The following is a 22,367-nucleotide window of genomic DNA, read 5'->3' as shown; positions in this document are numbered from 1 at the left end:
GGCACAGCACGCAACCGATGCGAGCCGAACCGGGACGAGGCGTCAGCGGGGGACCTGGAGGAGCACCTTGCCGACGTGCTCGCTCGCCTCGACGACCCGGTGCGCCTCCGCGGCCGCGGGCATCGGGACGACCCGGTCGACGACGGGGCGCACCTGACCGGACTCGACCAGTGGCCAGACGTGCTCGACGACGGAGGAGCACACGGCTGCCTTCTCCTCCGCCGGGCGGCCGCGCAGGGTCGTGACGAGGATCGCCGCGCGGCGGGTCATCAGCGCGGCCAGGTCCAGCTCGGCCTTCGTCCCGCCCTGCAGGCCCACGACGACGAGGCGCCCGTTCGGAGCGAGCACCTCGACGTTTCGCGCCAGGTACTTCGCGCCGATGATGTCGAGCACCACGTCGGCGCCGTGGTCGCCGGTCGCGGCGCGAACGGCCGCCACGAAGTCCTGCCGGTGGTAGTCGACGAGGATCTCGGCGCCGAGCTCCCGGCAGCGTGCGAGCTTCTCCGCGCTGCCGGCCGTGACCGCGACCCGCGCGCCGACCGCTCGGCCGAGCTGGACCGCCATCGTCCCGATGCCCGACCCGCCGCCGTGGACGAGCAGCACTTCGCCGGGACGCAGCGCGGCCAGCATGAACACGTTCGACCACACCGTGCAGGCGACCTCGGGAAGCGCCGCGGCCGCGAGCAGGTCGACCCCGGAGGGGAGAGGCAGCACCTGGCCGGCCGGTACGGCGACGCGCTCCGCGTAGCCCCCGCCGCTGAGCAGGGCGCAGACCGGCTCCCCCAGATCCAGGCCGGAGACGCCTTCGCCGAGTTCGACGACGCGTCCCGAGCACTCCAGGCCCGGGTAGGGCGAGGCACCGGGCGGCGGGTCGTAGTGGCCGCGCCGCTGCAGCAGGTCGGCTCGGTTCACGGCGCTCGCGGCGACCTCGACGAGCACCTCGCCCGGCCCCGGTCGAGGATCCGGTACGTCCTGCCAGGACAGCACGTCAGGTCCGCCGGGAGTCTCGATCACGATGGCCTTCACGCCTCCAGAATCCCATCGGCGCGGGCCAGGCCCGGAGAGGGTGTGCCGCTCCGCATCGCGGGCGTCTACTGCGCGGAAACGTCGTTGTCTCTAGCCTGTCCGCGTGCCCGAGCTCTTCAGCGACTACGCGCTCGGCGACGCCTGGGACGAGATGTTCGCCACCGATGCGAGGCCGCGCGCGACGTACGAGGCGCTGTTCGCGGCGCTGGAGCCGCTGGGAGCCGCGGACCTGCGCTACCGCGCCGAGCAGCTGAGCCGGCTGTTCACCGACCGCGGGGTCACCTTCGCCCACGCGGGCGAGGAGCGGCCGTTCCCCCTCGACCTGCTGCCGCGGATCATCGACGGGGCCGAGTGGGCGCACGTGGTGCGCGGGGTCCGCCAGCGCGTCGCGGCGCTCGAGGCGTTCCTCGCGGACCTCTACGGCAAGGGCGAGGTCTTCGCCGACGGGGTGATGCCCCGGCGGGTCGTGATGTCCGGGTCGCAGCTGCGCCGAGAGGTGTATGGCATCGAGCCGCCGAACGGGGTGCGCATCCATGTGGCCGGCGTCGACCTGATCCGCGACGAGCAGGGCGCCTTCCGCGTCCTCGAGGACAACCTGCGCGTCCCGTCCGGGGTCAGCTACGTCATCGAGAACCGCCGGGCCATGACGCAGCTGTTCCCCGGACTGTTCGCGACGCACCGGGTGTACCCCGTCGATGAGTACCCGGCGCGGCTGCTCGCCGCCCTGCGCGCCGCCGCCCCGGCCGGCGTCACCGATCCCGAGGTCGTCGTGCTCACCCCCGGGGTCTACAACGCGGCCTACTTCGAGCACGCGCTGCTCGCCCGCCTCATGGGCGTCGAGCTCGTGGAGGGGCGCGACCTCGTGTGCTCCGGCAACCGGGTTCGGATGCGTACGACGCACGGCGAGCGGCCGGTCCACGTCATCTACCGCCGCATCGACGACGAGTTCCTCGACCCGCTGCACTTCCGCCCCGACTCGGTGCTCGGCCCGCCCGGGCTGCTCAACGCGGCCCGTGCCGGCAACGTCACCATCGCCAACGCGGTCGGCAATGGAGCCGCCGACGACAAGCTCGTCTACAGCTACGTGCCCGACCTCATCCGCTACTACCTCTCCGAGGAGCCGGTCCTCGCCAACGTGGAGACCTATCGGCTCGAGGACCAGGAGACGCTTCGGTGGGTGCTCTCCGAGCTCGACCAGCTCGTGCTGAAGCCGGTCGACGGCGCGGGCGGCAAGGGGATCGTCATCGGGCCCTTCGCCGAGGAGCAGGAGCTGCGCACGCTGCACGCCACGGTCGCCGCCGACCCGCGGGGCTGGATCGCCCAGCGCCCGGTCGCGCTGTCGACCTCACCGACGCTGATCGGGGAACGCATCGCGCCCCGGCACGTCGACCTGCGGCCGTTCGCGGTCAACGACGGGCGGGAGGTGTGGGTGCTCCCCGGCGGGCTGACGCGAGTGGCGCTGCCGGAGGGGGCGTTGGTCGTGAACTCGAGCCAGGGCGGCGGTTCGAAGGACACCTGGGTGCTCGCCCCGGAGCACGAGCCGGTGGACACGACACCCGAGGTCGGCTCGGAGCCGCTGGGCGTGGTCCCGGTGTCGCTGCCCCGTCTCGGCGAGGTGGAGCGCGACCTCGGACCAGTGCTCGACCAGGGCGGGCAGCAGCAGTGAGACCACCATGCTGAGCCGCATCGCCGAGTCGCTGTTCTGGATCGGCCGCTACATCGAGCGGGCCGACGACACCTCGCGCTTCCTCGACGCCTACGTGCACCGCCTGCTCGAGAACCCGTGGATCGACGAGGTGGCGGCGAGCCGCTCACTGCTGCAGATCCTCGGTGTCGACGTACCGGACGACGTCGCGGGCACGAGCACGGTCATCGACCTGCTCGCGTTCGACCCCGAGAACCCGTCGGCCATCGCGGGCGCATGGAACGCCGCACGGGAGAACGCGCGAGGGGCACGCGAGACCATCTCCTCCGAGCTGTGGCAGGCGCTGAACGCCACGTGGCACGCGATCCCGGGCCAGCGACGGTCGGCCCAGCGGATGGGGCCGCACGGCTTCCTGGCCTACATGCGCGAGCGTGCGGCGGTGGTCAACGGGTTCGCGGAGTCGTCGATGAGCCATGACGACGGCTGGCAGTTCCTCGTGCTCGGTCGCAGCCTCGAGCGGGCCGACATGACCGCGCGCCTGCTCGCGACCAGGGTCGTGGACGCCGAGCACGCGCCCTCGTGGTCGACCCTGTTGCGGGCCTGCGGCGCCGACGAGACCTTCGTGCGCACCTATCGAGGCGCGCGCCGCCCGGAGGACGTCGCGGAGTTCCTCCTGCTCGACCGGCTCTTCCCGCGCTCGGTCGTGGCCGCGCTGGAGTCCGCCGAGCAGTGTCTGCTGGAGCTCGAGCCGGGCGTGGAGCGCGCGGGCGTCGGCGACCCCGCGCGGCGGGTGATCGGCCGGACCCGGACCGGGCTGGAGTACGTCGACCGCGCCGCGCTGCTCTCGACCCTGCCGCAGCAGCTCGCGATCGTGCAGTCGGCGTGCCTCGAGGCGTCGCGCGCGGTGGCGACGAGGTACTTCCAGTACGCCGCCCCGGTCGCGTGGGCCCAGGAGGGGGCGTCGTGACGGCGGGCCCGCTGACCACCCCCGGCTGGCGGCTGCGCATCCAGCACCGCACCGGGTTCAGGTACGCCGGCAGCGCGCGGGCGTCGTACAACGAGGCACGGCTCACCCCGCTCACCCTGCCCAGCCAGACGACGCTGGAGTCGCGGGTCGAGATCAGCCCGCCGGCGAACCTCTGGCGCTACTGGGACTACTGGGGCTCGCACGTCACCGTCTTCGACCTGCACGAGCCGCACGACGTGCTCGAGGTGACAGGGAGCAGCGTCGTCGAGACCTCCCCGGCCCCGCCGCTGCCGCAACCGCTGGACTGGCCCCAGCTGGCGGCCGCCGCCGAGCGCTGGTACGAGCTCGCGGTGCCGACCCCGCTCACCGCGGTGGACGGCGACCTGGCGGTCCGTGCGCGTGAGCTCGCCTCCGGGCAGGACCCGCTGGGTGCCGCGCAGGCGATCACCGGCTGGGTGCGCGAGACGGTCGCCTACGTGCGCGGCGCGACGGGGGTGCGCACGAGCGCGCAGGAGGCCTACGACCAGCGGGCCGGGGTCTGCCAGGACCTGGCGCACCTGAGCCTGGGGATGCTGCGCGAGGCCGGCCTGCCGGCCCGCTACGTCTCCGGCTACGTCCACCCGGCCCCGCACGCCGAGGTCGGGACGACCGCCGAAGGGCAGAGCCACGCCTGGGTCGAGGCCTGGGTCGGGTCGTGGGTGGGGTGGGATCCGACCCACGGCACCCAGCCGGGGGAGCGCCACGTGGTCGTGGCCCGCGGCCGCGACTACGACGACGTCCCGCCTCTGAAGGGGGTCTACCGCGGGGCATCCTCGACATCGGTCGGCGTCGGCGTGCACATCACGCGCCTGGCGTGACTCCCACCCCCGCCGTGACGTGGCGGGTCGTGCCGTACGACGACCCGCTCCTGCGCGTGCTCGTCGAGGAAGTCCAGGAGGAGTACGTCGAGCGCTACGGCGGCCCGGACCGTACCCCCGTCGACCCGGTGGAGTTCGCCGAGCCCGACGGAGCCTTCCTGCTCGGACTGGTCGACGGGGACGCCGTGGCCTGCGGCGCGTACCGCCGCTTCGACGAGCGCACCGCCGAGGTCAAGCGCATGTACGTCCGCCGGGCCTGGCGCCGTCGCGGCATCGCCCGCGTCCTGCTCGCCGAGCTGGAGGCACGGGCGGCCGCGGCGGGGTACCGCCGAGCCGTGCTGGAGTCCGGGGCCGCCCAGCCCGAGGCGCTGGCCCTCTACACCTCCGCGGGGTGGACACCCATCCCGGGCTACGGCTACTACCGGGACAGCCCCAGGAACCGCTGCTTCGGCAAGGACCTGGCCTGAGCGCTCGCCGGCAGGTTGGCGGGCCTGGGCGCCCGCCCGTCGGTCCCTCGCTAGGGTGAGCGGCCATGTGCTGCTTCCTCGTCGTGCTCGGCCTCTTCGGACCCCGCCTCGCGTTCCTGCTCACCTGGGTGGGGACCAACCGGGTGACGGTGGCCTTCCACGGCGGCTGGTTCGCCCCGCTGCTCGGGGTCATCTTCCTGCCCTGGACCTCCCTCGCCTACGTCTTCGCCTACGCCCCCCTCGGCGGGGTCTCCGGCCTGGGCTGGCTCGTGGTGGCGGGCGGGGTGGTCCTCGACGCGATGACGTACGGCTCCGGCGCCTACGACCGGCGCCGCCGCGCTGCCCTCGCCTGACCCGAGATGTTAGGCGTTCGGCGCGCGCTAGCCCGTCGAACGCCTAACAAGTACCGCGCGTCGCGCAGACGGCTGGCTCACAACAGGTGCGCGGCGGCCAGGGCGCGCGCCTCCCACCAGGCCAGCTCGGCGTCGTAGCCGCCGAGCGCCTTCTCCCAGCCGAACTGGACCAGCGCCCCCAGCAGGCAGAGTGCCACCTGGCGCTCCCACCACTCGTCGGTGTCCACTCCGTGCCGTTCGAGCGCCTCCCGGTAGGCGCCGATGGCGGCCTCTTTCGACTGTGGCAGCCGCCGGCAGTTGATCGCCAGGTACCAGGCCAGGTCGCTGGCCGGAGCCCCGCGCCCCGACAGCTCCCAGTCGAGCAGGACGGTACGTCCCTCCGGCGTGACTCCGAGGTTGTCCAGCTTGACGTTGCCGTGCACGAAGGTCTGCGGGGTGTCCGCCAACGCCTCGACCAGCAGACCCGGGTCGCGGGCGAGCGGCCCCACGACGCGGTAGGCGGCCGGGGCGACCTCCCCCAGCCGAGGCCAGCCGATCCCGACCAGCCTGGGGACCAGGGGCGGGTCGCCGAGCCACTCCTCGGCCTCCGCTGTCCATGGCGAGAGGTCGAGGTAGCGGTGCATCACCGGAACCACGTCGATCTCCGGCCCGGCGTCCCAGAAGGCCGCATGCATCCGGGCCATGTGGTCGAGCACTCGGAGGTGCTGCTCGAGGGAGATCGGCTCGTCGGAGACCGGGAACAGCCACTGCCCGACGTCGCGCATCAGCACGCTCGCCCCTACCGGGGTGCGGGCCACCGCGACGATCGGCTGCTCGAAGCAGTCCGGCAGCGCGCCGAGCAGACCGCGGTCCCACAGCGTGGGCGTGACGCCGTCGAGGACGCCGGCGCTGCGCAACGTCCAGTCGCGCGTGCGATCGAGGTGCTTGAGGACGTACGCCGTCCCGTCGATCCTGACCCGCTCGAGAAGCGCCCCGGACTTCCCTGCGGTGTCGACCATCGGCTCGCGGTCGACGGCAGTGGCGAGCAGCTCCTCCAGGGTGGGCAGCGGCATGGCGCCTCCTCGTTCCGGCCACCCTGCCACGTCCCGGGCGGGCGTGGCCGTTCGCGCAGGATTGCGTGATCTCCCCTCGCCGCGAGTCGCGGACCCGAACTGTTAGGCGTTCGGCGACCAATAGCTTCCCGAACGCCTAACAGCAACCGCGCGTCGCCCAGCGGCCCCTGGCGGGGGCGTGAGGGTCCGGCCGGCCGGCCGGGCGCAGCCCCGTACTGTCGTCACTGTCGGAGTCGGACATGTCTGCCGCGGGAGTCGTCGATGGTCGAGCAGGACCTCCGTCCGGGCCGGGCCCTCGGCATCGTGCCGAACCTGCGCGACGTCGGCGGTTACCGGACCGACGACGGAGGGGTGGTCCGGACCGGGATGGTCTATCGCTCCACGAAGCTGGACCAGCTCCGCGGGGATGCCTCGGAGGCGTTCGCCCGGTTGGGGATCCGCACGGTGTACGACCTGCGCAGCGCGGCGGAACGACGCAGTGCCCCCGACCTGCTCCCCGAGGGCACGCGGCTGGTCCCCCTCGACGTGTTCGCCGATGTCCCGGGGGAGGCGCCGACCAAGCTCATCAGCGTCCTCGAGGACGTTCCCGAGGCGGAGCGGATGCTCGGCGGCGGCCGGCTCGAGGCCCATTTCCGGCACGCCTACCGCGACTTCGTGTCGCTGCCCAGCGCGCAGCGCGCGTACGCCCGTCTGTTCACCGACCTGGCCACACCGGATCAGCACCCGGCGCTGTTCCACTGCACGACCGGCAAGGACCGCACCGGCTGGGCGGCCGCCGTCCTCCTGCTGTTCCTCGGCGTCGACGAGGACGACGTGATGGCCGACTTCCTGCTCAGCAGCGAGTACGTGCTCCCCTCCTATCAGCCGGTCATCGACGCCTTCGCGGCGGCGGGCGGCGACCCGGCGATACCGACCGCGGTGCTCGGCGTGCGGCCCGAGTACCTGGACTACGCCCTCGCCGAGATGAGGCAGCGGTACGAGACCGTCGAGGGCTACCTCGCCGAGGGGCTCGGCCTCGACAGCGACGTCCGGCAGCGCCTGCGTGACGTCTTCGTGCGCCACGACTGACAGGCCGTCCTCCCACTCGTAATCAGGGGCCTCTGGCGCTCAGACGCCGTACTCGACGGGGAGGCGCCCCGAACGGATCGCGCCCAGCAGCGCCTCGTAGTCGCGCTCGTTCTGGTCGGCGTAGCGGCGCGCGAACTCGACCATCGCCCGGTCGAACACATCTCCCTTGCCGAGATAGGACGCCACCGCGATCCGGTCCCCCCACCGAGCGTGCGCCCGCGCGAGGGCGGTCGCGCACACGCGCCCGTAGAGCAGCGCCCCGGACGGGCTGAGGGTGTCGATCTCGACCGAGCCCTTCCAGTCCTGGAACTGCCGGATGTAGTAGTCACGCGCCGTGCCGTCGAGGCCGACTGCGCGTTGCCAGCCGAGGAAGATGTCGGTCGCCGCCTGCATGAGGTGCTGGCCGGCGACCACGCGCCGACCGTGATGGCGGTACGCGCTCGCGCCGACGTACCGCTCCAGGACCGACGCCTGGGCCTCCTTCGCCTGCAGGAACAGCGGGTCGTTCTTGTCGCGACCGGTGAGCAGCAGGATCCAGCAGCGGGTCCCGACGCTGCCCACGCCGACGACCTTGCGCGCCAGGTGGACGAAGCGGAACTCCTCGATCGGGTGGTGGTCCTGCGACAGGGTCTTGCGATAGGACTTGAGCAGCTTGCGGATGCTCTGCTCAACGGCGGCATGCTCCTCGGGTGTGCCCACGAGGTCCTCGATCGGGGTGATCAGGGGCGGGTCCCCGACGATGCGCAGGTGACCACCGACCTCACCGACCCGCCTGGCGAAGACGCGTACGTGGTCGCGGGTACGTGCCTTCGCGATGTCCCGACCGACCTCCTTGTGCTCACGCTTGCCCAGCCGCTTCTCCCGGACCTCCTGCTCCATCCAGCGGTCGACCTCCTCGACGTCGAGGTGGGCGTACCAGGCGTCCAGGGTCCGCATCGAGGAGGACTCCCGGATGCGCTCGCGGTATTCCTGGGCGCAGGCGAGGACGACCTCCTCGCGCTGGTCGCGGCGAAATCCCCGGTCCCGGCCCGCGATCTCGAGGCTGGCCACGAGTCGCTTGACGTCCCACTCCCAAGGCCCGGGCAGCGTCTCGTCGAAGTCGTTGATGTCGAAGACCAGCTGGCGCTCCGGTGAGGCGAACACGCCGAAGTTCATGAGGTGGGCGTCACCGCAGAGCTGGACGGTCACCCCTGACGTCGGTGTCCCTGCGAGGTCCGCTGCCATGATGAGCGCGGCACCCCTGTAGAAGGTGCCCGGCGACACCGACATGCGGCCATAGCGGATGGGCAGCAGCTCCGGGACCCGGGTCTCCGCCTGGCTCTCGAGCAGCGCGATCGGGTCGGGTCGGTCGGGGCCGGCGCGCCACTCGCCTTGCTGCGCTCGCGGCGCCCAGTCGCGTGCCGAGCGGCCGCGGGCCCTGCGCTGCGACGGCGTCAGCTTCCACAGCTTCCACCGCGGCGGCGGGGTCGTCGAGGCCACGTCTGCGCTGGACTCCGTAACGGTCATGCGGCTCCCTCCGAGGTGCTCCGGGCGGAGTCTAGGCAGCACCTTGCGCGGTGCGCGTTCGGAGGGACAGGCTCGGCCGGTGCGAGGTCACGTCTTCGTCGTGCGGGGCGACGTCAGGCGGCTCGTGTGCGACGCGTGGCTGCTGCCCACCGACGCCCGTCCGTATGTCACGCCGGGCTGGTTCGCCCAACCTGACCCGCCGTCGATGACGTACGGCGCGCACGCGAGCTGGCTGGGTGGCTTCCGCGACGCGGTCGCGCGGGTGAGCGCCGAGCCGTTCCGGCGCGGCGAGCTGGTCCGCGTGGTGGGCAGCCGGGGGCCCTCGGGAGCCGTACCGGTGCTGACCCAGACGGCCACGGCGGTCGACACCGTCGACTGGGACCACGTACGGCGTGCCCTGGCGGCGTTCGTCAAGCAGGCCAAGCGCCTCGACCGCAGCGGGCCGGCGGCCCGGCGCAGGGTGCCGCTCCTCGCGGTTCCCGCCGTGGGCACCGGTGCCGGCGGGGGCGCGGCGGTGAAGGGCGAGGCCGTCGAGCGCCTGCTCCACCTGCTCGCCGACGAGGCCGACGGCGTGGACGTCGCCCTCGTGCTGACGACCGACGCGATGGCCGCCGCCGCGCGCTCGCACCGGCGCCGGCCCGAGCACCGGCTGCCCTTCGAGCGTGAGCTGGGCGGTGCCCTCCTGGCGGAGGCGGACCGGCTGGCGCTGCGCGCGCGCAGCGGGGAGGTCGTGCTCTTCACCGGCGCCGGTACGGGCGTCCCGGCCGGCTTGCCCACCTGGGACGGGCTGCTTCGCGAGCTGGCCGGAGGCGAGCTGTTCTCCGAGCCGGAGCTGCGGGAGCTGTCCGCCCTCGACAAGGCGGCGATCATCGAGCGCCGGATCGGGCGCCAGGCGCTCGTGGACGCGATCGCGCGGGCCGTCGGCGTCGACTCCTATGCGCTCGGCCACGCCCTGCTGGCCAACCTGCCCATCGGCGAGGCGGCGACGCTCAACTACGACGAGCTGTTCGAGACCGCTGCCCATGACGCCGGGCGTCGTCTCGCGGTGCTGCCCTACGAGCGGCCCGGGCCGGGCTACGACGGCTGGCTGCTCAAGATGCACGGCTGTGTGCGGCCGGACCGGCGCGAGGACATCGTGCTGACCAGGGCGGACTACCTCACGGTGGGACAGCACCGGGCGGCCCTCACCGGGCTGCTGCAGGCGATGCTCGTGACCCGCCACATGCTCTTCGTCGGCTTCGGCCTGACCGACGAGCACTTCCACGCCGTCATCCACGACGTCCGGCGGGCGCTGCTCCCGCAGGCCGACGCCGGCAAGGAGCCGTTCGGCACCGCGCTCGTGCTGCGCCCGCAGCGGGCGGCGGAGATGGTCTGGTCCGACGACCTCTACCTGCTGCCGATGAGCGGGGACGACCCGCCGCGGCGGCTGGAGATCTTCCTCGACTGGCTGGCGAACGAGTCCGACCAGGGCTGGCAGCACGTGCTCGACGACAGCTTCGCCTCGATCCTGGAGGGCGCCGAGGTCGAGCTGAAGCGCTACCTGGAGCAGCTCGTGGCCGCCCGGCCGGTCCTCGAGCCGGGGGGCGCGTGGCCGGCGGTCACCACGATGCTGGCCCGCTTCGGGTGGTCCGAGGACTGATCCGTTGACATGTGACTAAATGGTCACCTATGGTCGGGCCTCGTGGACGACGCGGTGTTCCGGGCGCTGGCCGACCCGACGCGCCGCGCCATCCTCGACGAGCTCTTCGCCGAGGACGGCCAGACACTGAGCGCGCTCGAGGCCCGCTTCCCCATGTCGCGCTTCGGTGTGATGAAGCACCTGCGCCAGCTCGAGGAGGCGGGCCTGGTCGTCGCCCGGCGGCGCGGCAGGGAGAAGCTGCACTTCCTCAACCCGGTCCCGATCCGGTTGGTGCACGACCGGTGGATCAGCAAGTACGCCGCGCCGTGGGCGGCCGGCCTGAGCGACCTCAAGCGCGACCTGGAGTCGGTCGGCTCGGCCGATGGAGGCACGACGACGGAGCCGGGCGAGATGACAGAGCACGGCGAGACGACGGAGCAGGACCAGACGACGGAGCAGGACCAGACGACGGAGGCTGAGCGCACGATGGAGAAGGTCTACGAGATCTACATCCGGACGACTCCGGAGCGGTTGTGGGACGCGATCACCGACCCGGAGATCCGGCGCAAGTACAACTTCGGCGCGGCTCCCGAGACCGACTGGCGGCCGGGGACGACGTACCTGATGACCGCGCCCGGGGCGCCGGCCCCACTGGCCGAGGGGCGCGTGCTCGAGGTCCACCCGCCGTGGCGGCTCGTCCACACGATGACGGCGCTGTGGGGCGAGGACGTCAAGGCCGAGGGGGAGTCGCGCGTGACCTGGGAGGTCGAGCAGGTCGAGGATTCCTGCCGCCTCGTCGTCACCCACGACGAGCTGCGCGAGGGCGCGAACGAGCAGCTCTTCGGCGGCTGGCCGATGATCCTCTCGGGCCTGAAGACCTGGCTCGAGTCCGGCGAGCTGCTGACGACGCCGGGCTCGCTGCTCTACCTCGGCCGCCGATGAGCGCGCCGACGCCCTGCGTGCGGTTCGACGGCAGGGTGGAGGAGGCGATCGCGCTCTCCACGTCCAGGCAGGTGATCCCGACCGCGTTGGGCCGGTTGATGTCGGATCCGGACCCCGAAGGCGCCGGGCGCGTACGGGAGGCGATGCTCGCGATGTCGAGGATCGACGTGGTCGGGTTGGAGGCCGCGCACGCCGGTCCCTAGGTTCGCGCGACGGGCAGCAGCTCGAGCCCGTCAAGTGTTCAGCCTGCGTTGGCAGGTTCCTCACCGAAGTCACGAGCGGGCGTTGCCTGCGACTGGGAGGAATCGGTCGTACGTCCGAACGGGCACCGCGCCATGCCGGGGGCGGTGCCGTGACCGGGAAGGACCGACATGCCAACCACTCCACCCCGCCGCACCATGCTGCGCGCCGGCCTGGGTCTGGCCACGCTGAGTGCCATACCGATCGTGCTCGGCACCGCCAGCGCGTCCGCGGACCCTGGCGCCGCTCGTACCGCGACTCCGATCAAGCACCTTGTGGTGATCTTCCAGGAGAACGTCTCCTTCGATCACTACTTCGGCACGTATCCCGTCGCCGCGAACACGTCCGGCCAGCCGTTCACAGCGGCAAGGGGCACGCCTGCGGTGAACGGACTGACCGCGAGCCTGCTCACGGCGAACCCCAACGGTGTCAACCCTCGCCGGCTCGACCCCGCCAACCTGGGCGACGTCCTCACCTGTGACCAGGACCACGACTACACGGACGAACAGTCGGCCTTCGACGGCGGCGCCATGGACGAGTTCGTGGCCGACACGGGGAACGGGTCGGGGAAGGGTCCGACCGGCCAGCCGTGCAACGCCGGCGATGTCATGAACTACTACGACGGGAACACCGTCACCGGGCTCTGGAACTACGCCCAGCATTTCGCCATGAGCGACAACTCCTATGGCACGACGTTCGGTCCCTCCTCGCCTGGTGCGATCAACCTGGTGGCCGGGGACACCGGTGGGGTGATCCGCGCCATCCGCGGCGCGGCGACCGACGGTGACGTCGTCGACGACGGTCTTGGTGGCTTCAGCCTGATCAGCGACGCCCAGCCCTTCTACGACGACTGCTCGACCCGTGATGCCGTGGCACTCGGCGGTCCCAACATCGGGGACACGCTGAACGCGGACAAGGTGAGCTGGGGATGGTTCCAGGGCGGCTTCCGACCGGACGCGGCCTACGCCGGCCCGACAGACACGACGCTGTCCTACGACCCCGAGTCCTCCAGCCAGGGCAAGGTGACGTGCACCGCGAAGCACGCCGTCGGTGCGGCGCTGGGCGGGAGCGGACAGTACGGCAGCAAGGGCGACTACATCCCCCATCACGAGCCGTTCCAGTACTACGCCTCCACCGCCAACCCGCACCATCTGGCGCCTGCGTCGCTCGCCGCCATCGGCACCGACACCGCGACTCGGGGACGCTTCGACACTGCGAACCACCAGTACGACATGAGCGACTTCGATGCGCTGGTGTCGGCGATCCGTGACGGGTCGCTCCCCGCGAGCCACCTGCCAGCGGTGAGCTTCCTCAAGGCCCCGGGCTACGAGGATGGTCACGCCGCCTACTCGGACCCCATCGACGAGCAGGAGTTCGTGGTCAAGGAGATCAACGCGCTCGAGCAGCTGCCGACCTGGTCGAGCACCGCCGTGGTGATCGCCTATGACGACTCCGACGGCTGGTACGACCACGCATACAGCGGGGTCCACAACGCGTCGACGTCCTCCGCAGACACCCTCAGTGGGGCCGGTTCCTGCGGCTCGGGCCGTTCCCTGGCCGGACAGCAGGGTCGGTGCGGGTACGGCCCGCGGCTCCCACTGCTCGTGGTCTCACCGTGGGCGAAGCAGAACTACGTCGACCACACCCTGACGGACCAGTCGTCGATCATCCAGTTCGTCCAGCAGAACTGGGGTCTGGGACGCATCCCAGGGTCGTTCGCCAACGTCGCAGGGCCGATCAGCGGGATGTTCGACTTCCGCCACGGCGGCGGCAACGTCCCGACGCTGGTCCTGGATCCAGCCACCGGTGAGCAGGCGTCGAGCTGACCTCCCGAACCGGACGGCCACTGCAGCGGTCCAGGGCCGCCCCTAGGCTGGTCCGATGAGGCTGCACACCCGGGCGGCCAGCACCGTAGTCGCGGTGCTGGCCGCCGCGGTGCTGGGACTGGCCGTGGTGCCGGCGCAGGCACGTACCGCCACACCCGCCTCGGCGGCTACGACCGGCGCGACGCCGAGCGCAGCGGCGTTGCACCTCGGTCCAGCTCTGATCGACGTGTCCGTGGCGACGGTGTGGCGGCACGCGACCTCGCCGCGCGTCGTCGACCACCCGGCGCTGGCGAACCCGGTGCGCATCCGTACCTGGCTGTCGGCGATGACCAACGCGCAGCGTCGTGGTCTCGACGGCCGCGCGGACACCCAGGTGCTGCTGGGCGACCAGGTCAGGGTGATCGCTCTGTCGGGCAACTGGGCACGAGTCGTCGTGCCTGGGCAGCCGACCCCGCTCGACCCGCGCGGCTACCCCGGCTGGATCCCCAAGCGTCAGCTCGTCAACGGCTCGGAGTCCACCACTGGGACGCACGTCATGGTGGTCAAGCCCACCACCTGGTTGCGCACCCTCTCCGGAGCTCGTCGCCTGGAGGTGAGCATGGGCACCCGGCTGCCGGCCGTGGCGCGCTCGGGGGCGTACTGGAAGGTCCGGCTGCCGGATGGGACCACCCTGAAAGTCGCGGTGTCCGCCGTCGTCCGCCAGCCGCTGACGGCGAGCGGGAGCTCACTCGTGCGGACCGCGAAGAAGTTCCTGGGGCTGGCGTACCTGTGGTCGGGGACCTCGGGCTTCGGCCCGGACTGCAGCGGGCTCACCGAGCTCGTCTACCGCGTCCACGGCATCCGCATCCCGCGCGACAGCTCCGCGCAGGCGACGGCGGGGGTCGCGGTTCGGCGCGCGTCGCTTCGGCCCGGCGACCTCGTCTTCTTCGCCTCCTCGGGCACGACGGTCGACCACGTCGGCATGTACGTCGGCAACGGCCTGATGATCCACGCCCCCCACACGGGGACCCACGTGCAGATCTCGCCCCTGTCGGCGGCGCCGTGGTCGCGGGAGTACGTCGGCGCCCGCCGGATCCTGCCGACCTGAGCTTCCTGCCTGTTGCCCAGGACCTTCGGCGCGGATCGGGCCTTCTCCGTGCGTCATCGCGGGGCACGGCGGGATCGAACGGGCGCCCGTCCGGGCGAGGGAACCGGCGGACGAGCGCCCGGGCTCGAGCGTGCGCGGTCAGTGGCGGACGTCGACCACGATGCGGGTGGGGTGGTGCAGGGTCAGCACGCGGAACGGCGTACGTGCGGCCAGCCCGACCCCGACGGTGAAGACGGCTTCGAAGTCACCGATGACCGCGGTCTCCTTGACCTCGGCGAGGCGCCACTTGACCCGTGAGGGCGTGGTGAGCGTCGACCTGCCGGTGTCGATGTCGTGGCCGTTGGCGGGCTTGACGACGATCTGCAGGTTGACCGGGCCGAGGAGGTTCACCACCTTGTCGGCGGGGTCGGTGCGAAGCGTCTTGACGTACTTGACGACGTACCCCGGCGCTCGCGGGCCGTTGAGCTGGATGACGATCCGGTCATAGGTCGCGTGATGGCCGACCCTGATCTGGGTCACCTCCGGGGCCGGGAACGGGTTTCGCGTGACGGTGCGCGAGGCCGTGCTCCAGGTCCGCGGCGACACGGAGGCCGCCGACGTGGCCGCACCGACCGTGCTGACCGGGATGAGGGCGAGCAGCGCCCCGGCGACCAGAGGGGTGAGGATTCGGGTACGCATGTCGACCTCCGGGCGGACCGGACGCCGACGCGGCCCCGACCCACGCCCTTCCATGCTGCTGCCGAAGGTGCGCCCGGCCCAGAGGAGAAGGTCCCGTACGCCACCACCGCATGACCGCGCCCCAAATCGTTGCGATGAACGCGGCGTGCCTGCGCTAGGTGTGCACCGACGCCGCGTTCATTGCGACGGAGGTGAGTGCGGGGTCGGACGCTGCGGTTGCCATGCGGGCGGGGGGACGGGCGGGCTGGGGACAGGTGACGTTGGTGGAGGCGGGTGGTAAACCTGGCGGCTACCTGCCGCGTGTGAGGGTGCATGACCAACACGGTCGAGGGCTCCGACGAGGTGCGTGACGGTCTGGACGACGTCGTGGAGCTGCGCGCGTACGAGGGGTTCGACAGCTTCTACCGGCGCGAGCTGCCCTCGCTGGTGGCGTTCGCGCGCTCGCTGTCCGGGTCGGCGTACGCCGACGACTTCGCCCAGGACGCGATGCTGGCGGCCTACCGGCACTGGGACTCGGTCGGCGGGATGGACGTCCCGGCGGCATGGGTACGTCGCGTCTGCGCCAACCGGGCCGTGTCCAGCTGGCGCCGGCGCAGCGTGGAGGCGCGCGGGCTACTGCGGCTTCGCAGCCAGCCACCGCCCCGGGCCGCCGCCCACGACGAGCACGAGGCCTTCTGGGCGGAGGTCCGCAAGCTTCCCCGGCGGCAGGCTCAGGCCATCGCCTTGCACTACGTCTTCGACCTGGGGGTCGCGGACATCGCCGCGACGCTCGGCTGTGCTGAGGGCACCGTAAAGGCCCATCTGTTCCGTGGCCGGGCCGCTCTTGCCGCCGCCCTGGGCCATCGCAACGAGGGGGAGTCGTGAGCATCGACGAGCTCGGCCGGGCCGCGGCGGCGGACGTACGGCGCCAAGCGAGCATCGACGTCGACCCCTCCGCCGCGCTCGTCGACCTCCACCGGACCCACCGGCGGCGGACAGCACTCGTCGTCGCGGCCGCGGCGGTGGTCGTTGCCGTGGTGGCGGGCCTCGTGGCCCGTGGGCCCTGGCTGGGCCAGGCAGCTCAGCGGACGCCGGTCCCCGCCGGCGCGCCCAGCCCATCCCCATCAGCGGTGCTGTGCCCACCGGGCCAGGTCTGCCACGTCCCGGGCACGCGGACCTTTTCGGTGGGGCTCGCGATCCCGCTGACGCTCACGCTGCCGGCCGACTTCTCAGCCTCCTTCGGCGACATGAGGAGGGACACCGTCGAGTTCTACCGGACGAGTGTCTCGGACACGGGCGTCACCGTCATGGAGAACCCGGTGCCGGCGCGCGACGACTACACGTGGACCCGCGACCCTGCCGCCGGGACGGATGCCCGGTCCGTGGCCCAGTGGCTGGCTGGGCGGCCCTTCCTCGCGGGCACCGCGCTGAGCCCGACGACGGTCGGTGGCCGCCCGGCGTGGCGGGTGACCGGGGGCCTTCGACGGGGCGCTGCGCTCACGGCGCACAAGAACATGCTTCCGGCCGCGCCCACGTTCGCGAGCGGAGGCGGGACGGCGGCGTATTGGGCGGGACTGCACGCCGAGTACACGCTGCTCGACGCGCCGGGGGGCGGGCTCGTCGTCATCTGGTCGTGGACGCTGGACCACCCGGCATCCGAGCTGGCGGCCAACCGCGCCCTCGTGGCCGGCCTCGTCTTCCACTGACGCCGGGCCGAGCAGCCCGAACCCTCGCACGCTGGCCCTCGCTCGCCGACCGTGACGTTGTTGTCGCCCCGAGGCTCTTGCTTGGGACAACAAGGTCACGGTCAGCGCGGTGGCCAGGCTGCTCGGGGCGACGTACGTCGGACCGGAACGCGTGGCGGAGGGCGTGGGATTCGAACCCACGATGACTGTCACCAGCCATAGCGGTTTTCAAGACCGCCGCCATCGGCCACTAGGCGAGCCCTCCTGGCGGTGCCATCGTCTCAGGTCCCGCTCCCCCGCACCCCCCATCATGTGGCGGCTTGCCCGTCTCTCCCGGAGCGCCGAGGGACGTGGATCCCGCCACAGGTGGGGGGAGGGAGCGGGTCGGCGCGGGGGCTCAGTGGGGGGCGACGAAGACGCAGAAGGTGTGGCCGGCAGGATCGGCGTACGCCCGCAGGGGCTCCTCGGCATCCTCGGAGCGGTCGTAGCGCAGCTCACCGCCCAGCTCCAGGATGCGCTCGTGGACCGCGTCGAGCTCGGTCGTGGTCGCCACGCTGAGGTCGAGGTGGAGCTGCTGCGGCACCTCGGGGCTGGGCCAGGTGGTGCGGGCGAACTCGTCGACCTGCTGGAAGGCCAGCCGCGGGGTGCCGTCGGGGTCGAGCAGGTTGAGCCAGTCCCGGCCCTCGGGGTCGTCCACGCCGGGGGGCGGGGTCTCCTGTCCCGGCCGGTAGGCCAGGCCGAGCAGCTGGCGCCAGAACTCCGCGCTGGCGCGGGCGTCGGTGGTGTCGAGGACGACCTGCACCAGGCGCGGCGTCGGGACGGGCATGCCGGCGAGACTAGCCCCGTACCGCTTCGCGTCAGCCGGGCCGCGACCCGGCGGCGCGCTCATCGGCGCGGTCGGTCGAGCGCGGCGGTTGGCGGGCGGTCAGCGCGGTGCCGCTGGCCCCGGTGGCGTCCGGGCCGGCTCGAGCCGGACCACGATCGCCTTGGACACCGGCGTACCGCTGCGGTCGGCCTGGTGGTCGAGCGGGACGAGCGGGTTGGTCTCCGGGAAGTACGCCGCCGCGCAGCCGCGGGCCGTCGGGTAGGCGATGACGCGGAAGTCGTGCACGTGCCGGTCGACCTCGTCCGACCACTCCGAGTGCAGGTCGACCATCGACCCGTCGGCGATCCCGAGCTCGGCGAGGTCGTCGGGGTTGACGAACACCACGCGGCGACCCCGGTGCACGCCGCGATAGCGGTCGTCGAGGCCGTAGATGGTGGTGTTGAACTGGTCGTGCGAGCGGACGGTCTGCAGGAGCAGCCGACCGGCCGGGACCCGCGGCCACTCCAGGGTGTTGACGGTGAGCTCCAAGCGGCCGCTCGCCGTCGGGAAGGTCCGCGAGTCGCGCGGGCCGTGCGGGAGGACGAAGCCACCTCGCTGACGTACCCGGTGGTTGTAGTCGTGACAGCCCGGCACCGTGCGCCCGATGTGCTCGCGGATGCGGTCATAGTCGTCGGTGAAGCCCTGCCAGTCGATCCCGGCCCCGCGCGGACCGAGAGTGCGTGACGCGACGCCGCACACGATCGCGACCTCGCTGCGAAGGTGCGGGGACGCGGGCTCGAGCCGGCCCCGTGAGGCGTGCACGGCGCAGACCGTGTCCTCGACGCTCACGAACTGGGGGCCACTGCGCTGGACGTCGCGCTCGGTACGTCCGAGAGTCGGCAGGATCAGCGCCTGCGCGCCCGTCACCCCGTGCGAGCGGTTCAGCTTCGTGGACACCTGGACCGTCAGCCGGGTACGTCGCAGTGCGGCGATCGCCACGTCGGTGTCGGACACGGCGGAGACGAAGTTGCCGCCGAGGGCGAAGAACACCTTCGCCCGCCCGTCGCGCATGGCCCGGATGGAGTCGACGACGTCGTAGCCGTCCTCGCGCGGCATCGGGATGCCGAACTCGCGTTCCAGCGCGTCGAGGAACTCCGGGCGCGGCTTCTCCCAGATGCCCATCGTGCGGTCGCCCTGGACGTTGCTGTGGCCGCGGATCGGGGCGAGCCCGGCCCCGGGCTTGCCGATGTTGCCGCGCAACGCCTGCAGGTTGACGATCTCGCGGATGGTGGCCACGGCCGCCTTGTGCTGCGTCAGGCCCATCGCCCAGCAGACGATGGTGCGCTCCGACGCGACGTAGCGGCGAGCCAGGTCGTCGATCTGCCCCGAGGTGAGGCCGGTCGCCTCGCGTACGTCGTCCTCGGACAGCGCCGCCAGGTGCTCCCGCAGCGCCTCCAGACCGGCCGTGCGGTCGGCCAGGAACTGCGTGTCCAGCACCTCGGGCCCCATGGCGAGCACGCGCTTCTGCACCGCTTGGAGGAGGGCCATGTCGCCGCCGAGACGTACCGGCAGGTGCAGGTCCGCCAGCGCGGTGCCCTTGCCCGCGATGCCCGACGGGCGCTGCGGGTTCTTGAAGCGCATGAGCCCGGGCTCGGGCATCGGGTTGATCGCGATGATGCTCGTGCCGTTCCTCTTGGCCTCCTCGAGCGCGATCAGCATGCGCGGATGGTTGGTTCCCGGGTTCTGGCCCATGACGATGATGAGCTCGGCCTCGAGGAAGTCGTCGTAGGTGACGCTCGCCTTGCCGACGCCGATCGTCTCCGCGAGCGCGACGCTGGTCGACTCGTGGCACATGTTCGAGCAGTCGGGGAGATTGTTGGTGCCGAAGGCCCGGACGAACAGCTGGTAGACGTACGCCGCCTCGTTGCTCGTGCGCCCCGACGTGTAGAAGACGGCCTCGTCGGGGGAGTCGAGCGCGCCCAGCTCTCGGGCGATGAGGTCGAAGGCCGCCTCCCACGAGATGGGCTCGTAGTGGTCGCTGCCCTCGGGCTTGTGGACCGGCTCGACGAGGCGGCCCTGCTGGCCGAGCCAGTACTCGCTGCGCTCGGCCAGGTCGCTGGCGGGGTACGTCGTCCAGAAGCCGGTGTCGACCCGCTTGCGGTCGGTCTCCCACGCGACGGCCTTGGCGCCGTTCTCGCAGAACTCCGCCATCTTGCGGTCGTCGGGGTCGGGCCAGGCGCAGGACGGGCAGTCGAATCCGCCCTTCTGGTTCATCCGGCGCAGCGCCCGTACCGAGCGAGCAACCCCGGCCTCCTCGAGCCCGTGCTGCATCGCGTGCCAGATCCCCGGCAGACCGGCGACGACCTGCTTGGGGGGGCCCACCTCGAGGCGCGAGTCGTCGACGTCTCGCTCGGGTGGCCGGCGTTCTGGCATGCCCCCATCTTGTCCCGCCAGCCCCACCGGCGAACCAGAACGGGGCTCATGGCAACGGGGGCTGGGGTCAGGCGAGCGTGATGGACACCTCGGGGGGGAGCGCCAGCGTGTTGTGCACCGTGCAGTGCGAGGCGACCGCGAGCAGGGCCTCGTGACGATCGGCTGGTACGCCCTCCGGCAGGACCAGGCGGATCTCGAAGGAGCCGACGCGGGAGGGCCGCGACGCCATCGCGAAGTCGGCGGTGACCGTCAGGCCTTCGAAGGGCAGGTCGTGGCGGGCGAGGTAGCGGCGGGCGTAGAAGCCGATGCACGCGGCCAGGCTCGCGACGAACAGCTCCGTCGGCGTCGGGGCGGAGTCCATGCCACCCGCGCTGACCGGCTGGTCGACGGTGATGTGGTGACCGCGTACGTCGATCCCGAAGCGGTCCCCGCCCTCGTGCGCCACACTCACCCGCTCGGTGGTCACGGTCGTCCCGGTCGTCATGGCGACTCCTCTCCTATACCCCCCATGGTATGTCCGCGAGGAAGGCCGGCGTCCAGGGACCAAGGTCATGCGTAGACCTACCCCTAGGGGTATGGCTAGACTGGCCCCATGGAACTGGAGGCCCAGGCGAGCGACGAGGTCATCAAGCGGCTGCGCCGCATCGAGGGGCAGCTGGGCGGCATCATCCGCATGCTCGAGGAGCGGCGGGACTGCGCCGACATCGTCACCCAGATGGCCGCGGCGAGCAAAGCGCTGGATAGGGCCGGCTTCAAGCTGCTGGCCAGCGGGATGCGCCAGTGCCTCAGCGGTACCGAGAAGCAGCCGATGTCGCCCGAGGAGATGGAGAAGCTCTTCCTCAGCCTCGCCTGAGAATCGGTTCGGCGGTCCGGGCCCGGGCTGGCAACTGCGGCAGTAGGCTCGCCACTGTGACGCAGCTGCGGATATCCGATGCGGCGGCCCTGCTCGGAGTGAGTGACGACACGGTCCGCCGGTGGGCCGACGCGGGGCGGCTCACGACGGTCGCGGACGCGCAGGGCCGGCGCAGCATCGAGGGGGCTGAGCTCGCTCGCTTCATGCGCGAGAGCACCACCGAGCACCCCGCGGGGACGGACTCGCCGGTCCTGCGCGCCTCCGCGCGCAACCGGTTCCCCGGCCTGGTCACCCGCGTCCTGCGGGACGCGGTCATGGCGCAGGTCGAGCTGCAGTGCGGGCCTTACCGGGTGGTGTCCCTCATGAGTCGCGAGGCCGCCGACGACCTCGGCCTGGAACCGGGTGTCCTCGCCGTGGCCTCGATGAAGTCCACCAATGTCGTCGTCGAGATCCCGGAGGGGTTGTGAAGCGCTGGTCGCTGGGCATCGTCGTAGTCGCCGGCGCCGTTCTCGCCGCCGGGTGCAGCTCGAGCAGCAGCTCGGGGTCGTCGTCCTCGACGGCGGCGTCCTCCGGGTCGGTCACCGGGAAGATCACCGTCCTGGCCGCCGCGTCGTTGCAGGAGGTCTTCACGACGATTGGCACCAACTTCCAGGCGGCGCACCCCGGCACCACGGTGACCTTCAGCTTCGGCGGGAGCTCCGACCTGGCCCAGCAGATCGTCAACGGCTCTCCCGCGGACGTCTTCGCCGCCGCCAGTACGAAGACGATGGGCACGGTGACGACGGCGAACGCCACCTCGGCGACGCCGCAGAACTTCGCCACGAACACGATGGAGATCGCGACGCCTCCGTCCGACCCGGCGGGCATCGAAGGGCTGCCGGACCTGGCCAAGCCTGATGTCAAGGTCGCCGTCTGCGCCGTGGCGGTGCCCTGCGGCGCGGCAGCGCAGCAGCTGTTCCAGAAGAACAACCTCACCGTCACGCCCGCCACCGAGGAGCCGGACGTCAAGTCGGTGCTCACCAAGGTCGAACTCGGTGAGGTCGACGCCGGGATCGTGTACGTCACGGACGTGAAGTCGGCGGGCAGCAAGGTGAACGGCATCGAGATCGCGGCGTCGGACAACGTGACGACGACGTACCCGATCGCTCCCCTCAAGAGCAGCAAGAACGCGAGCACGGCTGCTGCGTTCGTGGCGTACGTCCTCTCGCCCGCCGGCCAGTCGGTCATGTCAGCCGCCGGGTTCGGCGCACCCTGACGCGGAGACGACTGCGGGCCGGGGC

The 22,367-nt window shown here is 71.9% G+C and carries 23 protein-coding genes and 1 tRNA gene; 16 read left to right on the top strand and 8 right to left on the bottom strand.

Going from position 1 to position 22,367, the window contains the following annotated elements:
- Nucleotides 1–42: 42 nt before the first annotated feature.
- Nucleotides 43–1,026: an NAD(P)H-quinone oxidoreductase gene (locus tag VMI11_09335; protein HTY72610.1), complete on the bottom strand. Its 984-nt coding sequence runs from the start codon at nucleotides 1,024–1,026 to the stop codon at nucleotides 43–45.
- 103 nt (nucleotides 1,027–1,129) lie between these two features.
- Here VMI11_09335 and VMI11_09330 point away from each other — a divergent pair, with 103 nt between their 5' ends.
- The 5 genes from VMI11_09330 (at nucleotide 1,130) to VMI11_09310 (ending at nucleotide 5,315) form a co-directional block, all read left to right on the top strand.
- Nucleotides 1,130–2,692 carry a circularly permuted type 2 ATP-grasp protein gene (locus VMI11_09330; protein HTY72609.1) on the top strand — a complete coding sequence of 521 codons (1,563 nt, stop codon included), beginning with the start codon at nucleotides 1,130–1,132 and terminating at the stop codon, nucleotides 2,690–2,692.
- Between the two features lie 7 nt (nucleotides 2,693–2,699).
- The gene (locus VMI11_09325; protein ID HTY72608.1) at nucleotides 2,700–3,638 is read left to right on the top strand and encodes an alpha-E domain-containing protein; all 939 of its coding nucleotides are present in this window, start codon (nucleotides 2,700–2,702) and stop codon (nucleotides 3,636–3,638) included.
- Nucleotides 3,635–4,495, top strand: a complete 861-nt coding sequence (locus VMI11_09320) for a transglutaminase family protein (GenBank protein ID HTY72607.1) — start codon at nucleotides 3,635–3,637, stop codon at nucleotides 4,493–4,495. The genes VMI11_09325 and VMI11_09320 overlap by 4 nt, the downstream gene beginning before the upstream one ends.
- Nucleotides 4,492–4,962: a GNAT family N-acetyltransferase gene (locus tag VMI11_09315; protein ID HTY72606.1), complete on the top strand. Its 471-nt coding sequence runs from the start codon at nucleotides 4,492–4,494 to the stop codon at nucleotides 4,960–4,962. Before VMI11_09320 ends, VMI11_09315 begins: the two co-directional genes overlap by 4 nt.
- A 65-nt stretch (nucleotides 4,963–5,027) precedes the next feature.
- Nucleotides 5,028–5,315: a hypothetical protein gene (locus VMI11_09310; GenBank protein HTY72605.1), complete on the top strand. Its 288-nt coding sequence runs from the start codon at nucleotides 5,028–5,030 to the stop codon at nucleotides 5,313–5,315.
- Nucleotides 5,316–5,392: 77 nt separating this feature from the next.
- On the opposite strand, the gene VMI11_09305 is transcribed toward VMI11_09310, so the two are convergent.
- Nucleotides 5,393–6,367, bottom strand: coding sequence for a phosphotransferase (locus VMI11_09305; GenBank protein HTY72604.1), 975 nt, complete (start codon nucleotides 6,365–6,367; stop codon nucleotides 5,393–5,395).
- A 261-nt stretch (nucleotides 6,368–6,628) separates the two neighbouring features.
- On the opposite strand from VMI11_09305, the gene VMI11_09300 reads away from it, so the two are divergent.
- Complete coding sequence (locus tag VMI11_09300) at nucleotides 6,629–7,435, top strand: tyrosine-protein phosphatase (protein HTY72603.1); 807 nt, start codon at nucleotides 6,629–6,631, stop codon at nucleotides 7,433–7,435.
- A 39-nt stretch (nucleotides 7,436–7,474) separates the two neighbouring features.
- On the opposite strand, the gene VMI11_09295 is transcribed toward VMI11_09300, so the two are convergent.
- Nucleotides 7,475–8,941 (bottom strand): DUF2252 domain-containing protein, encoded by a 1,467-nt coding sequence (locus VMI11_09295; GenBank protein ID HTY72602.1) that lies wholly within the window; start codon nucleotides 8,939–8,941, stop codon nucleotides 7,475–7,477.
- A gap of 79 nt (nucleotides 8,942–9,020) precedes the next feature.
- Here VMI11_09295 and VMI11_09290 point away from each other — a divergent pair, with 79 nt between their 5' ends.
- The 5 genes from VMI11_09290 (at nucleotide 9,021) to VMI11_09270 (ending at nucleotide 14,654) form a co-directional block, all read left to right on the top strand.
- Nucleotides 9,021–10,580 (top strand): SIR2 family protein, encoded by a 1,560-nt coding sequence (locus tag VMI11_09290; GenBank protein ID HTY72601.1) that lies wholly within the window; start codon nucleotides 9,021–9,023, stop codon nucleotides 10,578–10,580.
- Between the two features lie 42 nt (nucleotides 10,581–10,622).
- Complete coding sequence (locus tag VMI11_09285; GenBank protein ID HTY72600.1) at nucleotides 10,623–11,501, top strand: metalloregulator ArsR/SmtB family transcription factor; 879 nt, start codon at nucleotides 10,623–10,625, stop codon at nucleotides 11,499–11,501.
- Complete coding sequence (locus VMI11_09280) at nucleotides 11,498–11,704, top strand: hypothetical protein (protein ID HTY72599.1); 207 nt, start codon at nucleotides 11,498–11,500, stop codon at nucleotides 11,702–11,704. Before VMI11_09285 ends, VMI11_09280 begins: the two co-directional genes overlap by 4 nt.
- Before the next feature lie 168 nt (nucleotides 11,705–11,872).
- Nucleotides 11,873–13,567 (top strand): alkaline phosphatase family protein, encoded by a 1,695-nt coding sequence (locus VMI11_09275; protein ID HTY72598.1) that lies wholly within the window; start codon nucleotides 11,873–11,875, stop codon nucleotides 13,565–13,567.
- A gap of 55 nt (nucleotides 13,568–13,622) precedes the next feature.
- The gene (locus tag VMI11_09270; GenBank protein HTY72597.1) at nucleotides 13,623–14,654 is read left to right on the top strand and encodes a C40 family peptidase; all 1,032 of its coding nucleotides are present in this window, start codon (nucleotides 13,623–13,625) and stop codon (nucleotides 14,652–14,654) included.
- A 138-nt stretch (nucleotides 14,655–14,792) separates the two neighbouring features.
- Here the strand turns inward: VMI11_09270 and VMI11_09265 are convergent, their stop codons facing one another.
- The gene (locus VMI11_09265; GenBank protein ID HTY72596.1) at nucleotides 14,793–15,332 is read right to left on the bottom strand and encodes a hypothetical protein; all 540 of its coding nucleotides are present in this window, start codon (nucleotides 15,330–15,332) and stop codon (nucleotides 14,793–14,795) included.
- 312 nt (nucleotides 15,333–15,644) lie between these two features.
- On the opposite strand from VMI11_09265, the gene VMI11_09260 reads away from it, so the two are divergent.
- Both VMI11_09260 and VMI11_09255 read left to right on the top strand, forming a co-directional pair.
- Nucleotides 15,645–16,196 (top strand): sigma-70 family RNA polymerase sigma factor, encoded by a 552-nt coding sequence (locus VMI11_09260; GenBank protein HTY72595.1) that lies wholly within the window; start codon nucleotides 15,645–15,647, stop codon nucleotides 16,194–16,196.
- On the top strand, nucleotides 16,193–17,017 hold the full coding sequence (locus VMI11_09255; protein HTY72594.1) for a hypothetical protein: 825 nt from the start codon (nucleotides 16,193–16,195) through the stop codon (nucleotides 17,015–17,017). Before VMI11_09260 ends, VMI11_09255 begins: the two co-directional genes overlap by 4 nt.
- 152 nt (nucleotides 17,018–17,169) lie before the next feature.
- Here the strand turns inward: VMI11_09255 and VMI11_09250 are convergent.
- From VMI11_09250 to VMI11_09235, 4 genes are all read right to left on the bottom strand, one after another.
- A tRNA-Ser gene (locus VMI11_09250) sits at nucleotides 17,170–17,261 on the bottom strand.
- A gap of 132 nt (nucleotides 17,262–17,393) precedes the next feature.
- Nucleotides 17,394–17,822: a VOC family protein gene (locus tag VMI11_09245; GenBank protein ID HTY72593.1), complete on the bottom strand. Its 429-nt coding sequence runs from the start codon at nucleotides 17,820–17,822 to the stop codon at nucleotides 17,394–17,396.
- Nucleotides 17,823–17,921: 99 nt separating this feature from the next.
- A complete protein-coding gene (locus tag VMI11_09240) occupies nucleotides 17,922–20,234 on the bottom strand; it encodes an FdhF/YdeP family oxidoreductase (protein HTY72592.1) in 2,313 nt (770 codons plus the stop codon).
- A 67-nt stretch (nucleotides 20,235–20,301) separates the two neighbouring features.
- Entirely contained in the window at nucleotides 20,302–20,700 is a 399-nt protein-coding gene (locus VMI11_09235) for an OsmC family protein (GenBank protein ID HTY72591.1), read from the bottom strand.
- 126 nt (nucleotides 20,701–20,826) lie between these two features.
- Here VMI11_09235 and VMI11_09230 point away from each other — a divergent pair, with 126 nt between their 5' ends.
- The 3 genes from VMI11_09230 to modA are packed head-to-tail and all read left to right on the top strand — an operon-like array spanning nucleotide 20,827 to nucleotide 22,342.
- A complete protein-coding gene (locus tag VMI11_09230) occupies nucleotides 20,827–21,087 on the top strand; it encodes a metal-sensitive transcriptional regulator (protein HTY72590.1) in 261 nt (86 codons plus the stop codon).
- Nucleotides 21,088–21,143: 56 nt separating this feature from the next.
- Nucleotides 21,144–21,554: a TOBE domain-containing protein gene (locus tag VMI11_09225; GenBank protein ID HTY72589.1), complete on the top strand. Its 411-nt coding sequence runs from the start codon at nucleotides 21,144–21,146 to the stop codon at nucleotides 21,552–21,554.
- Entirely contained in the window at nucleotides 21,551–22,342 is a 792-nt protein-coding gene (gene modA / locus VMI11_09220) for a molybdate ABC transporter substrate-binding protein (GenBank protein ID HTY72588.1), read from the top strand. The genes VMI11_09225 and modA overlap by 4 nt, the downstream gene beginning before the upstream one ends.
- The last annotated feature ends 25 nt before the right edge of the window (nucleotides 22,343–22,367 follow it).

The sequence above is a fragment of the Actinomycetes bacterium genome (genome assembly GCA_035506535.1).
Classification (GTDB): domain Bacteria; phylum Actinomycetota; class Actinomycetes; order DATJPE01; family DATJPE01; genus DATJPE01.
This window is presented reverse-complemented; position numbering and strand designations above follow the sequence as displayed.

What these genes read in the sequence shown, in the direction of transcription:
- VMI11_09325 (HTY72608.1), top strand. Translation starts at nt 2,700, where the DNA reads ATGCTGAGCCGCATCGCCGAGTCGCTGTTCTGGATCGGCCGCTACATC.
- VMI11_09310 (HTY72605.1), top strand. Translation starts at nt 5,028, where the DNA reads ATGTGCTGCTTCCTCGTCGTGCTCGGCCTCTTCGGACCCCGCCTCGCG.
- VMI11_09305 (HTY72604.1), bottom strand. Translation starts at nt 6,367, where the DNA reads ATGCCGCTGCCCACCCTGGAGGAGCTGCTCGCCACTGCCGTCGACCGC.
- VMI11_09300 (HTY72603.1), top strand. Translation starts at nt 6,629, where the DNA reads ATGGTCGAGCAGGACCTCCGTCCGGGCCGGGCCCTCGGCATCGTGCCG.
- VMI11_09295 (HTY72602.1), bottom strand. Translation starts at nt 8,941, where the DNA reads ATGACCGTTACGGAGTCCAGCGCAGACGTGGCCTCGACGACCCCGCCG.
- VMI11_09280 (HTY72599.1), top strand. Translation starts at nt 11,498, where the DNA reads ATGAGCGCGCCGACGCCCTGCGTGCGGTTCGACGGCAGGGTGGAGGAG.
- VMI11_09275 (HTY72598.1), top strand. Translation starts at nt 11,873, where the DNA reads ATGCCAACCACTCCACCCCGCCGCACCATGCTGCGCGCCGGCCTGGGT.
- VMI11_09270 (HTY72597.1), top strand. Translation starts at nt 13,623, where the DNA reads ATGAGGCTGCACACCCGGGCGGCCAGCACCGTAGTCGCGGTGCTGGCC.
- VMI11_09265 (HTY72596.1), bottom strand. Translation starts at nt 15,332, where the DNA reads ATGCGTACCCGAATCCTCACCCCTCTGGTCGCCGGGGCGCTGCTCGCC.
- VMI11_09260 (HTY72595.1), top strand. Translation starts at nt 15,645, where the DNA reads ATGACCAACACGGTCGAGGGCTCCGACGAGGTGCGTGACGGTCTGGAC.
- VMI11_09245 (HTY72593.1), bottom strand. Translation starts at nt 17,822, where the DNA reads ATGCCCGTCCCGACGCCGCGCCTGGTGCAGGTCGTCCTCGACACCACC.
- VMI11_09240 (HTY72592.1), bottom strand. Translation starts at nt 20,234, where the DNA reads ATGCCAGAACGCCGGCCACCCGAGCGAGACGTCGACGACTCGCGCCTC.
- VMI11_09230 (HTY72590.1), top strand. Translation starts at nt 20,827, where the DNA reads ATGGAACTGGAGGCCCAGGCGAGCGACGAGGTCATCAAGCGGCTGCGC.